Raw genomic sequence first — 12,073 nt, forward strand, 5'->3', positions numbered from 1 at the left:
GTTACGGCGGATTGGTTAAATATGCTTAATATAGTTTTTATTTTTCTTCCCTTTTGGAAATCTCATCCCTTATTTTGGCCGCCTTTTCATAATCTTCATTGGCAACGGCACCATCCAACATGGTATAAAGTTCTTGCAGGGAATAGGTTCTGTAGGAAGTATCGGACTTTGACGGTTTGTCTTCATTGCTCAGCACTTCGTCTACAATAATGCTTTCTTCCTGCTGTTCGTCTTCCTTTGGGGAAAATTTTAAATAAATCCCGGCCTTGTCCAGAATGTTTTTGTAAGTAAAAATGGGTGCGTTAAAGCGCAATGCAAGTGCAATGGCGTCGCTGGTACGGGCATCTATAATTTCTTCTATTTTGTCGCGTTCGCAAATAATACTGGAATAAAAAACACCATCTACCAGTTTGTGTATAATTACCTGTTTTACCACAATTTCAAAACGGTCTGCAAAGCTTTTAAAGAGGTCGTGGGTTAAGGGTCTTGGGGGTTTTATCTCTTTTTCCAGTGCAATGGCTATGGATTGTGCTTCAAAGGCCCCGATAACAATGGGCAATTTTCTTTCTCCGTCTACTTCATTCAATATTAAAGCATATGCCCCGTTTTGGGTTTGACTATAAGAAATTCCTTTTATGTTTAATTTTACTAAACTCATACATCATTTAAAATAGCGAGGGCTGTCTAAACAATGGGCAAATCCCAAAATTTAGACAGCCCTTTAGGGGCACAATTTAACAAAAATTATGCGTTATTCGCTTTAAATTCTTTCAATTTTTCAATTAGTTGCGGAACTACTTCAAAGGCATCTCCAACCACACCGTAATCGGCGGCCTTGAAGAATGGAGCTTCCGCGTCGTTGTTTATAACCAGTTTTACTTTGGATGCGTTGATCCCGGCCAAATGCTGAATTGCCCCAGAAATACCAACGGCAACATATAAGTTGGCTGCCACAGGCTTTCCTGTTTGGCCAACATGCTCGCTATGTGGGCGCCAACCCATGTCTGAAACTGGTTTGGAACAGGCGGTGGCTGCACCGAGCACATCGGCTAATTCTTCAATCATTTCCCAATTTTCGGGACCTTTAAGTCCGCGTCCGCCCGATACTACAATTTCTGCATCGGCTATGGTTACTTTGCCCGTTACTTTATCAACATTGGTCACTTCCGTAGAAAAATCGGCTTCATTTAATTCGGGGGAAAAACTTTCTTCGGTTGCGGCACCGTTGTTTTCCTTTAAACCATAGGCATTTTTGGAAAGCCCGATGAGTTTTACTTCCGAAGAAATTTCGGTAATATTGAAAGCTTTATTGGTAAAGGCTGTGCGCTTTACTTTAAATGGGCTGTCGCTTTCCGGTAATGCAACTACATTGGAGGCATAACCGGCATTGAGGTTGATAGCCAATATGGGCGCCATGAATTTTGCATTGGCACTTGAGCTTACTATTACTACTTTACTGTTTTCTTTTTGGGCGGCTTGTTTTAGTACATCGGCATAGGCCTTTGCGTTAAAATTACCCAGCTTATCGTTTTTTACGGTTAAAACCTTGTCGACACCATATTTAGATAATTCATTGGTGCTTTCGGCATTCACGGTTACGGCAGTTACCGTAGCCCCAAGCATATCTGCAACTCCTTTTGCGTAGGAAGCTACTTCTAATGCGGTTTTTTTAAGTTTTCCGTTTTCCGTTTCGGTATAAACAAGAACAGACATATTTTATGAGTTATAAAGTTATAAAGTTGAAAGTTTCAAGATCTTATTGTTTTTACTTGTATTGAGATCCTCTCATTTTTCAGCTTTGTATATTTTTATGTTTTATATGGTTGAAAGTTATAATGTTGCAAAGTTAGAAGGTATAATTACGCTAACTTTTTAACGGTTCAACTTCATTATATTACCTTAGCTTCGTTGTGCAGAAGGTCTACCAGCTCGTCTAAATTATCGGGGGAAATTAATTTAATAGCCCCTTTTGGTGCCGGCTTTTCAAAGAAAACGGCTTTTGTGGCAACGTCGCCACTAACGGGTTCTGTGATGTTGAGTGTTTTTTTACGGGCCATCATGATGCCGCGCATGTTGGGTATTTTAAGGTCGCTTTCTTCAACCAGTCCTTTTTGACCACCGATAACGAGTGGAAAAGTTGTTTTTAAGGTTTCCTTACCACCGTCTATTTCACGGACGGCGGTTGCGGTTTCGCCTTCAACTTCGAGCCCGATACAATTATTAACATAATTTGCATCGATAAGGGTTGCCAGCATTCCCGGAACCATACCCCCGTTATAGTCTATAGATTCCCTTCCGGCAATAATCAAGTTGTAATCTTTAGCAACCTCGGCAAGTTGTTTGGCAACAAAGTAGCCATCGGTTGGGGTTGCGTTTATTCTAATAGCTTCATCGGCACCTATTGCCAGAGCTTTTCGCAGGGTAGGCTCGGTTTCGGGTCCACCAACATTAACCACCGTTACAGAGGCACCTTGTTTTTCCTTGAACCACATGGCACGCGTTAACCCAAATTCGTCATTGGGATTTATAACAAATTGCACGCCATTTGTATCAAACTTTGTATCTCCGTCGGTAAAATTTATCTTTGAGGTAGTGTCCGGTACATGGCTTATACACACTAATATCTTCATATTTTAGCTATTTTTTTGTGATTTTAATGAATGTGCTACGAAGATACTGATAATTTTAAAAATATACTATGCGTGCATAATAATTTTTTATTAAAATCTTATTGAAATAGTTGTATTAGAATTACTATTTTTGCTAAGCTTAAAAAAACAGACGTTAATAATATCAAAAAAAATAGATGAGAACAATTCAGTTTAGAGAAGCGATTTGTGAGGCGATGAGTGAAGAGATGCGTAAAGACGACACTATTTATTTAATGGGTGAAGAAGTTGCAGAATATAATGGTGCCTACAAAGCTTCTAAAGGAATGTTGGATGAATTTGGTCCAGACAGAGTGCTGGATACACCTATTTCCGAATTAGGTTTTGCCGGAATAAGTGTGGGAGCAGCCATGAACGGGAATAGGCCTATTGTTGAGTTTATGACTTTTAATTTCTCCTTGGTTGGAATCGACCAGATTATAAACAATGCAGCAAAAATCCGCCAAATGTCCGGCGGTCAATTTAATTGTTCAATAGTTTTTAGAGGCCCCACCGCTTCTGCGGGTCAATTGGCGGCAACGCACTCGCAAGCTTTTGAAAGCTGGTTTGCCAATTGCCCGGGCTTGAAAGTAGTGGTCCCGTCTAATCCATATGATGCAAAAGGATTGTTGAAGTCTGCAATACGCGACAATGACCCCGTTATATTTATGGAATCCGAGCAGATGTACGGAGACAAAGGTGAAGTTCCCGAAGATGAATACAACATACCATTGGGGGTTGCCGATATTAAAAGGGAAGGAAACGACGTTACTATTGTTTCTTTTGGAAAAATTATAAAAGAAGCCTACAAAGCAGCCGATGAGCTCGAAAAAGAAGGGATTAGTTGTGAGATAATCGATTTAAGAACAGTAAGGCCAATGGACCATGATGCCATTCTTAAATCTGTTAAAAAAACAAACAGACTGGTAATTCTTGAAGAAGCATGGCCTTTTGGAAATGTTGCAACAGAAATAACCTACCAGGTACAATCGCAAATATTTGATTACCTCGATGCGCCAATCATTAAAATAAATACTGCCGATACGCCCGCGCCGTATTCTCCGGTTTTATTGCAGGAATGGTTGCCCAATGCAGGCGATGTTGTAAATGCGGTAAAAAAAGTTTTATACAAATAAAAGATTTTTCACGTTATTATAACTTCACTGACTATCTTTGGTCAGTGAAGTTTTTATTTTTTATGAAGCAAGCATTATCACTACTCATACTATTTTTTTCAATCTCCCTTTGCGCACAAACCAAAGTAAGCGGTGTGGTAGTAGATAATTTTGGCATAGCAGTCCCTTATGCCAATGTAATGTTTCCCGGTTCTACCGAAGGTACCATAACCAACGAAGAAGGCCGCTTTTATTTAGAATCGGACAATACATATACAACGCTTAACATATCCTTGCTGGGTTACACCACAAAAGAAATTCAACTGGATAAAAAGGTTAATTACGGACTGGAAATCGAGCTAACCGAGGGCGAAGAGCTGGACGAAGTGGTTCTCTATTCGGGGAAGCAACCCAAAAAAGGAAATCCCGCCATTGCAATCCTAAAGAAAATATGGGCAAAAAAGAGGCAAAACGGAGTCTATCTTTTCGATCAATATAAATATGATAAATACGAGAAAATAGAGTTCGATTTTAATACCATCGATAGTGCCTTTATGAACAAAAAGCTCTTTAAGGGGATGGAATTTATTTTTGATGAAGTCGATACTTCCAACGTTACGGGAAAAACCTATCTTCCTATTTTTATAAACGAATCGCTTGCCGAGGTTTATGGAGATAATAAGCTCAATGAAAAAATAGAGAAGCTAAAAGCCAATAAAAATTCCGGTTTCAGTACCAATCAAAGTATTATAGCATATGTGAAAGATCTGTATGCCGAATACAACATATACAATAATTACATTAAACTGTTCAACAAAAGCTTTGTAAGTCCGCTTTCCAAAACGGGTGTAGACGTGTACAATTATGTGCTGTCAGACAGTGCCTTTATAGACAATAAATGGTGTTACAACATTATATATTATCCGCGCCGAAAAAACGAAATGACCTTTAAAGGGAATTTTTGGGTAAACGATACCACTTTTGCCGTAAAGGATATTAATATGCAGGCCTCTAAAAGCGCGAATGTAAACTGGGTAAAAGAGCTATACATTGAGCAGGAGTTCGAAGTTTTAAACGATTCTGTTTTTCTGCTGAAGCGCGATTATTTGTTGAGCGATTTTAGTTTGCGCAAAAAAGAAGAATCAAAAGGGTTATACGGAAAACGCACCACTGTGTACGATAATTATGTGTTTAATGAAGAAAAAGCAAAAAGTTTTTATACCAAACGCATAGACCCATACAATCCCGTTGTGTACGACAGAGACAGTACTTTTTGGGAACAAAATAGGCTGGAAAAGCTAAACGACGACGAGAAAGGCGTATATAAAATGCTGGACACATTAAAAACAGTTCCCAAGTTTAAACGTTTATACGATCTGGCTACCATTCTCGTTTCGGGATATGTGGAATTCCCTAAAATAAATTTTGATTATGGACCCATATATTCCAGTTTTGGTTTCAACGAAGCAGAAGGCGTTCGTTTACGTGCCGGCGGAAGAACTTATTTTGGGCCCAACGACCCATGGAGAATTGAAGGCTACACGGCATATGGCTTTAGAGACCAGAAATTTAAGTATGGAATCTCTGCCAAATGGTTGCTGGACAGGAAAAACCGACTTATAGTTGAAGCGGGAACCCGAAGGGACATTGAGCAGCTGGGCGTGAGCCTAACTTCTACCAACGATGTGCTGGGGCGTAGCTTTGCTTCATCGGCCATCTTTACGGCAGGGAGCAACAATACCTTGACCGATATTAATTTAACAACCTTTGGGGTTGGTTACGAGCCAGTTAAAAACTTAAGGCTCCGTACCGGGCTTACCTTCAGGACGCTTAAATCTGCATTGCCGGACGATTTTAATTTGGATTATGTAGATCCCGAGGCACCGGGCGGAATTGCCAGCCAGACCAAGCAGTTCGACATTAAAATGGAACTGGATTATACGCCGGGAAGAAAAACAATTGGTTATGGGGTAGACAGAAACGATGTAAACCGTAATTATGCACGCTTGTTTTTACTTTATACATCGGGACTTAAAGGGTTCTTGGAGAGCGATTTTAACTACGAAAAGCTACAGTTTTACTACCGTCAACCATTTCAGTTGGGTGGTTTGGGAAGGGCTATTACAACTGTAGAAGCCGGTAAAACCTTTGGCGAGGTGCCTTTGGGTTTGTTGAGCCCCATTCCCGGAAACCAGACCTATTTTAGTATTTTTAACACCTTCCCTAATTTAAATTTCTACGAATTTGTAACAGATACTTATGTTTCGGGTCAATTAGAGCATAATTTTAACGGAAGGTTATTGGCAAGGATACCGTTCTTGAAAAAACTTAATTTAAGGGAAATTGTGGGCATTCGAGGAGTTTGGGGCGAAATTTCCGATGAAAACATTGCCTTGAGCGCTCCTGCCGGCGCCATATTGCGGGCCCCAACCGATAAGGTTTATTACGAATACTCATTTGGTATTGCCAATATTTTAAAAATCATTCGTATCGACTTCAACTTCAGAGGGAATTATTTCAAAATCCCCGATGCCAGGAAATTCTCGGTTACGGGCAATTTAGAGTTTGTGTTTTAACGATTGTTAAAATAGTATCAAATAATAATTAACTAAATCTTCCTTTCATTGCTTTTAAAATAGGTTTTCACTATTTTTGCACTCCATTTTAAAGGAGTATATAACAAATTTTATATGAAGGGTTTTTTAATTTAAACCCCATCATTTTAGAGTTTATAATTAAAAAAAGATGAGTTCAGATCAAATAACCTCTTTCGATGTACTAATCGAAATCCCTAAAGGAAGTAGAAATAAATACGAATACGATTTTAAATTGAAGAAAATCCGTTACGACCGTATGATATTCTCATCGATGATGTATCCGGCAGATTATGGTTTCATCCCGGAAACTTTAGCCTTGGACGGCGATCCGTTGGATGTTTTGGTATTGGTAACAGAGCCTACGTTTCCTGGTTGTGTAATGGAAGTAAAGCCTATTGGGGTTTTTCATATGGAAGACGAAAAAGGGCCGGACGAAAAAGTAATCTGTGTTCCGGTTTCAGATCCTATTTGGAACCGTGTAAACGATTTAAGCGAATTAAACCCACATTTAATAAAAGAGATAGAACATTTCTTTCAGGTATATAAAGACTTGGAGAAAAAGAAGGTCTCCATTGGTGGATGGGGCGACTACGCTGAAGCAAAAGAAATTGTTGCCAAATGCGTAAACCGTTTTGAAGACAGCGATGTGCCACGTGAAGAAGTAAGCATCGATTAATTGCAATAATTCCATATTTAACATATATAAAAGCAATGGCAAAAAGCTATTGCTTTTTTTATTCTGGTGATTTTGTTACATTTATCAGAATATTATTTACTAACTAACATTTAAATATGGAATCTAACATAATTTATGTACCTATTTTAATGGCCATTCTAGGCCTTATTTTTATGGGAATAAAAGCAGTTTGGGTAAAAAAACAAGCTGCCGGAAACGAGAAGATGCAATCAATTTCAAAAAGTATAAAAGAAGGCGCCCTGGCTTTCTTGAATGCAGAATACCGCCTTTTGGTTGTTTTCGTTATCATTGCTTCCATAGCCTTATATACCATTTCCATTATTGTTCCAACAACAAGTTGGATGATTGTCCCGGCATTTGTTATCGGGGCTATTTTTTCTGCACTGGCAGGTAATATCGGGATGCGTATTGCCACCGAAGCCAATGCCAGGACTACCGAAGCAGCCAAAACCAGTTTACCGCAGGCCCTTAAGGTTTCCTTTGGGGGCGGTACCGTAATGGGGCTGGGAGTTGCAGGACTGGCCGTATTGGGGCTAAGTTTATTCTTTTTAATTTTTACGGGCCAGTTTTTAGGGAACGGGGCTTCTTTTTATGAAAACATGACCATTGTGCTCGAAGCACTAGCGGGATTTTCGCTGGGGGCCGAGTCTATTGCCCTTTTTGCCCGTGTTGGGGGCGGAATTTACACCAAAGCTGCCGATGTTGGAGCCGATTTGGTAGGAAAGGTTGAAGCAGGAATCCCGGAAGACGACCCCCGTAACCCCGCCACCATAGCCGACAATGTGGGGGATAATGTTGGGGATGTAGCTGGGATGGGAGCCGACCTTTTTGGATCGTATGTAGCAACCGTTTTGGCAGCCATGGTATTGGGAAATTATGTAATTCGCGATATGAGTTTCGAAACCCCTTTTTCTGATGCTTTTAATAATATGGGGCCTATTTTATTACCATTGGTAATTGCCGGTGTTGGTATTTTAGCATCTATAATTGGTACTTTTTTAGTGAAAATTTCCAGTAACAACGCAAAGGAATCCCAAGTGCAACGGGCACTCGATACAGGAAACTGGGTTGCCATTGTTTTAACGCTAATAGCTAGTTTCTTTTTAATTCAATATATGTTGCCCGAAACAATGAACATGAAGTTTTTTGGAAATTCGTACATGGTTGCAGTACCTTCCATGAACGTTTTTTGGTCGGCTTGTATTGGGTTGGCAGTAGGGGCGCTAATTTCTTACGTTACCTCTTTTTATACCAGTTTGGGTAAAAAACCAGTATTGGACATTGTTCAAAATAGTTCTACCGGAGCCGCCACCAATATTATTGCAGGCTTGGCCGTTGGGATGAAATCTACCTTTTGGTCGGTATTGTTATTTGCGGCAGCTATATATGGTTCGTATGAACTGGCCGGATTTTACGGGGTTGCATTGGCGGCCTCTGCCATGATGGCAACTACGGCCATGCAATTGGCTATCGATGCTTTTGGACCTATTGCCGACAATGCCGGCGGTGTGGCCGAAATGAGCGAATTGGAGCCCGAAGTAAGGGAACGTACCGATATTCTGGATTCTGTAGGTAATACCACAGCAGCCGTTGGTAAGGGGTTTGCCATTGCTTCGGCGGCATTAACGGCCTTGGCCTTATTTGCTGCCTATGTTACTTTTACGGGTATTGACGGCATTAATATTTTTAAGGCCGATGTTTTAGCGGCACTTTTTGTAGGTGGGATGATCCCCGTTGTTTTTTCGGCATTGGCCATGAAATCCGTAGGGAAGGCAGCCATGCAGATGGTGCAGGAGGTACGTCGTCAGTTTAAGGAAATTCCCGGGATTTTAGAAGGAACCGGAACACCGGAATATGGCAAATGCGTTGCCATTTCAACCAAAGCAGCATTAAGGGAAATGCTTTTGCCTGGCTTGTTGACCATTATTACACCAATTGTAATAGGATTGATTTTTGGAGCGGAACCTTTAGGCGGGTATATGGCCGGGGTATGCGTATCGGGTGTTATGTGGGCAATTTTTCAAAACAATGCCGGAGGCGCTTGGGATAATGCCAAAAAATCTTTTGAAGCGGGCGTCAAAATCAACGGTGAGATGACTTATAAAGGATCAGATGCGCATAAAGCGGCCGTTACGGGAGATACCGTTGGAGACCCTTTTAAAGATACTTCGGGGCCGTCCATGAACATTTTAATCAAACTTACCTGTTTGGTGGGCTTGGTAATTGCGCCAATTCTTGGCGGGCATTCATCAGAGTCGATGATGGCAAATTCTAAAGAAACCCTTCAAAAACAAATACAAGTTGAGATGCAATCTTCAGCAGAAGTTGAAGCAAAAGCTATTATAACCACTACCAAGACCGTTAACGGAAAAGTGGTTACAGAAGAGAAGGTTATTGAAGGCACGCCGGAAGAAATTCAAGAAAAAGTTGAAGAACTGAAGAAAGAATAGCACACAACCATTAAAATTTAACATAAAAGCATCGATTAATCGACGCTTTTTTTGTGTAAATCATTGTAAATCAAAAAAATATACTTAAATTTGTAATGAAACTGTTGCCCGTAATTATAGAGTAGGATGCGGGTAACTTGGGGTAGTTTTGAGAAGCTAAAAACATTTTATACAAATGTTTTTAGCTTCTTTTCTTATATGTTTTCAGCTTATTCAAAAAGACCGTTAATCTCGGCGTCTATTTTATTTATAATTTCACCTAAATCTTCCGGGTTGTCCACAAAATTATATTTGTCTACGTCGATTACCAATAATTTTCCTTTGTCGTATTCATGAATAAAGGCTTCATAACGCTCGTTCAGCCTGCTTAAGTAATCTATTGAAATGGAATTTTCGTACTCGCGTCCGCGTTTGTGTATCTGGTTGACCAGATTGGGAATGGAGCTGCGTAAATAAATTAACAGGTCGGGCGATTGCACCAAACTTTCCATTAATTGAAATAAAGAAGAATAATTTTCAAAATCCCTATTGGTCATAAGCCCCATGGAATGCAAGTTGGGGGCAAAAATATAGGCGTCCTCATAAATGGTCCTGTCCTGGATTATCTTTTTACCGCTTTCCCGTATTTCAAGAATCTGCCTAAAACGACTGTTCAAGAAATAAATCTGTAGGTTAAAACTCCACCGTTCCATTTGTGTATAGAAATCATCTAAATATGGATTGTCCACAACATCTTCATAATGAGCTTCCCACTTAAAATGTTTTGAAAGCAACCGGGTCAAAGTCGTTTTTCCGGCGCCTATATTACCTGCAATAGCAACGTGCATGGGTTGATCTGTTTTTTTACTGAATTTAATACTTCGGTAAAGATACAAGATATGAGGGTTTGACGAAAAATAATTTTATTTCAGACTTCACAATTATTACATCCTTGTTATTTACCAGGTTAAAGTGATGCTTTTTACCGTTTAAAGGAGTTTCTTTAATATAGGTACATAAATAAACCTTTGATTGATAAAGTTGAAGTATGAAACATAAAAAAAATGGCCAAACATTTTTCATTTTCAATCTTATCCTTACATTTGCATCAAGATTTTGAGGAAAGATTTGACTGATTGCCACCTCGTAAAAAAAGAGCTAAAGCAGTGAGAACTTCTTTAGACGTGCCTGTCAAAATCCTTTCCGAAGTAATAAAGATTAAGAAAAAGCAATTATGGCATACTTATTTACATCGGAGTCGGTTAGTGAAGGACATCCCGATAAAATTGCGGACCAGATCAGCGATGCACTACTGGATAATTTTTTGGCATTCGACCCAGAAAGCAAGGTAGCCTGCGAAACTTTGGTTACAACCGGGCAAGTAGTGTTGGCAGGAGAAGTAAAAAGCCATACCTACTTAGACGTGCAGTCTATTGCACGTGAAGTGATTAATAAAATTGGTTACACCAAAGGAGCTTACCAATTTAGCGGAGATTCTTGTGGTGTTATTTCTTTAATTCACGAACAATCGCAGGATATAAATCAGGGAGTTGACAGGGCATCAAAAGAACTGCAAGGCGCAGGAGACCAAGGAATGATGTTTGGTTATGCCACCAACGAAACTACCAATTACATGCCTTTGGCATTGGATATTTCGCATAAATTATTAATCGCCTTGGCAGAGTTGCGTAGGGAAGGAAAAGAAATTCCGTATTTGCGCCCAGATGCTAAAGCGCAGGTTACCATTGAATATTCTGATGATAACATCCCGCAACGAATCGATACTATTGTAATTTCCACACAGCATGATCCTTTCAATGAAAACGATGGGGTTATGCTTGACCAGATTAAAAAAGATATTCTTGAAATATTAATCCCGAGGGTTAAAAAGCAATTGCCAACATATGTACAAAAATTGTTTAATGATAATATTAAATACCACATAAACCCAACCGGGAAATTTGTAATAGGTGGTCCACATGGCGATTCTGGCCTTACCGGAAGGAAAATTATTGTAGATACCTACGGCGGAAAAGGAGCCCACGGAGGCGGTGCCTTTAGCGGAAAAGACCCAAGCAAGGTAGATCGAAGTGCAGCTTATGCAGCTAGGCACATTGCCAAAAACTTAGTGGCCGCCGGTATTGCCGATGAGGTTTTGGTACAGGTAAGCTATGCAATTGGCGTGGTAGAACCTACGTCTATTTTTGTAAACACTTATGGGACTTCAAAAGTAGAATTGAGCGATGGCAAGATTGCTAAAAAAGTAGCTCAACTATTTGATATGCGCCCATTTGCCATAGAAGAGCGCCTAAAACTACGTAACCCAATTTATTTAGAATCGGCTGCATATGGGCATATGGGGAAAGAGCCAAAAATGATAACGAAGGTTTTTGAATCTCCATACAATGGACGCATTGAAAGGGAAGTTGAGCTTTTTACGTGGGAAAAGCTCGATTATGTAGAAAAAGTGAAAGAAACGTTCGCCTTGGTCGAATGTGTAGAAAAATAAATGCTCCTTTTAATTAAGGATCTAAAAATTAAGTTCCTGTGCAAGGTTTAAAAGAGTCGATTTATCCTCTAAAAAAAT

Annotated in this window: 9 protein-coding genes; 5 read left to right on the plus strand and 4 right to left on the minus strand. The window is 39.8% G+C overall.

Annotation, left to right across the window (positions count from 1 at the left end):
- Positions 1 to 37: 37 nt before the first annotated feature.
- The 3 genes from PSF86_RS01175 to PSF86_RS01185 all read right to left on the minus strand — a co-directional run bounded on the left by PSF86_RS01175 (position 38) and on the right by PSF86_RS01185 (position 2,630).
- The gene (locus PSF86_RS01175; protein ID WP_277898222.1) at positions 38 to 658 is read right to left on the minus strand and encodes a bifunctional nuclease family protein; all 621 of its coding nucleotides are present in this window, start codon (positions 656 to 658) and stop codon (positions 38 to 40) included.
- Between the two features lie 86 nt (positions 659 to 744).
- Positions 745 to 1,713, minus strand: a complete 969-nt coding sequence (locus PSF86_RS01180) for an electron transfer flavoprotein subunit alpha/FixB family protein (RefSeq protein ID WP_277898223.1) — start codon at positions 1,711 to 1,713, stop codon at positions 745 to 747.
- A 176-nt stretch (positions 1,714 to 1,889) separates the two neighbouring features.
- Positions 1,890 to 2,630, minus strand: a complete 741-nt coding sequence (locus PSF86_RS01185) for an electron transfer flavoprotein subunit beta/FixA family protein (protein WP_277898224.1) — start codon at positions 2,628 to 2,630, stop codon at positions 1,890 to 1,892.
- Positions 2,631 to 2,806: 176 nt separating this feature from the next.
- Between PSF86_RS01185 and PSF86_RS01190 the strand changes: the two genes are divergently transcribed.
- The 4 genes from PSF86_RS01190 to PSF86_RS01205 all read left to right on the plus strand — a co-directional run bounded on the left by PSF86_RS01190 (position 2,807) and on the right by PSF86_RS01205 (position 9,507).
- Entirely contained in the window at positions 2,807 to 3,784 is a 978-nt protein-coding gene (locus tag PSF86_RS01190; RefSeq protein ID WP_277898225.1) for a pyruvate dehydrogenase complex E1 component subunit beta, read from the plus strand.
- A 62-nt stretch (positions 3,785 to 3,846) separates the two neighbouring features.
- Positions 3,847 to 6,339 (plus strand): DUF5686 and carboxypeptidase-like regulatory domain-containing protein, encoded by a 2,493-nt coding sequence (locus PSF86_RS01195; RefSeq protein WP_277898226.1) that lies wholly within the window; start codon positions 3,847 to 3,849, stop codon positions 6,337 to 6,339.
- 169 nt (positions 6,340 to 6,508) lie between these two features.
- Positions 6,509 to 7,036 (plus strand): inorganic diphosphatase, encoded by a 528-nt coding sequence (locus PSF86_RS01200; protein ID WP_277898227.1) that lies wholly within the window; start codon positions 6,509 to 6,511, stop codon positions 7,034 to 7,036.
- Between the two features lie 116 nt (positions 7,037 to 7,152).
- Positions 7,153 to 9,507 (plus strand): sodium-translocating pyrophosphatase, encoded by a 2,355-nt coding sequence (locus tag PSF86_RS01205; protein WP_277898228.1) that lies wholly within the window; start codon positions 7,153 to 7,155, stop codon positions 9,505 to 9,507.
- 209 nt (positions 9,508 to 9,716) lie between these two features.
- Here the strand turns inward: PSF86_RS01205 and PSF86_RS01210 are convergent, their stop codons facing one another.
- Positions 9,717 to 10,334: a deoxynucleoside kinase gene (locus PSF86_RS01210; protein ID WP_277898229.1), complete on the minus strand. Its 618-nt coding sequence runs from the start codon at positions 10,332 to 10,334 to the stop codon at positions 9,717 to 9,719.
- Positions 10,335 to 10,720: 386 nt separating this feature from the next.
- Here PSF86_RS01210 and metK point away from each other — a divergent pair, with 386 nt between their 5' ends.
- Positions 10,721 to 11,995, plus strand: a complete 1,275-nt coding sequence (metK, locus tag PSF86_RS01215; RefSeq protein WP_277898230.1) for a methionine adenosyltransferase — start codon at positions 10,721 to 10,723, stop codon at positions 11,993 to 11,995.
- The last annotated feature ends 78 nt before the right edge of the window (positions 11,996 to 12,073 follow it).

It is taken from the genome of Galbibacter pacificus (genome assembly GCF_029603165.1).
GTDB lineage: Bacteria > Bacteroidota > Bacteroidia > Flavobacteriales > Flavobacteriaceae > Galbibacter > Galbibacter pacificus.

Excerpts from the sequence above, each read along its gene's own strand:
- PSF86_RS01175 (WP_277898222.1), bottom strand. The coding sequence starts at position 658 with ATGAGTTTAGTAAAATTAAACATAAAAGGAATTTCTTATAGTCAAACC.
- PSF86_RS01180 (WP_277898223.1), bottom strand. The coding sequence starts at position 1,713 with ATGTCTGTTCTTGTTTATACCGAAACGGAAAACGGAAAACTTAAAAAA.
- PSF86_RS01185 (WP_277898224.1), bottom strand. The coding sequence starts at position 2,630 with ATGAAGATATTAGTGTGTATAAGCCATGTACCGGACACTACCTCAAAG.
- PSF86_RS01190 (WP_277898225.1), top strand. The coding sequence starts at position 2,807 with ATGAGAACAATTCAGTTTAGAGAAGCGATTTGTGAGGCGATGAGTGAA.
- PSF86_RS01195 (WP_277898226.1), top strand. The coding sequence starts at position 3,847 with ATGAAGCAAGCATTATCACTACTCATACTATTTTTTTCAATCTCCCTT.
- PSF86_RS01200 (WP_277898227.1), top strand. The coding sequence starts at position 6,509 with ATGAGTTCAGATCAAATAACCTCTTTCGATGTACTAATCGAAATCCCT.
- PSF86_RS01205 (WP_277898228.1), top strand. The coding sequence starts at position 7,153 with ATGGAATCTAACATAATTTATGTACCTATTTTAATGGCCATTCTAGGC.
- PSF86_RS01210 (WP_277898229.1), bottom strand. The coding sequence starts at position 10,334 with ATGCACGTTGCTATTGCAGGTAATATAGGCGCCGGAAAAACGACTTTG.
- metK (WP_277898230.1), top strand. The coding sequence starts at position 10,721 with ATGGCATACTTATTTACATCGGAGTCGGTTAGTGAAGGACATCCCGAT.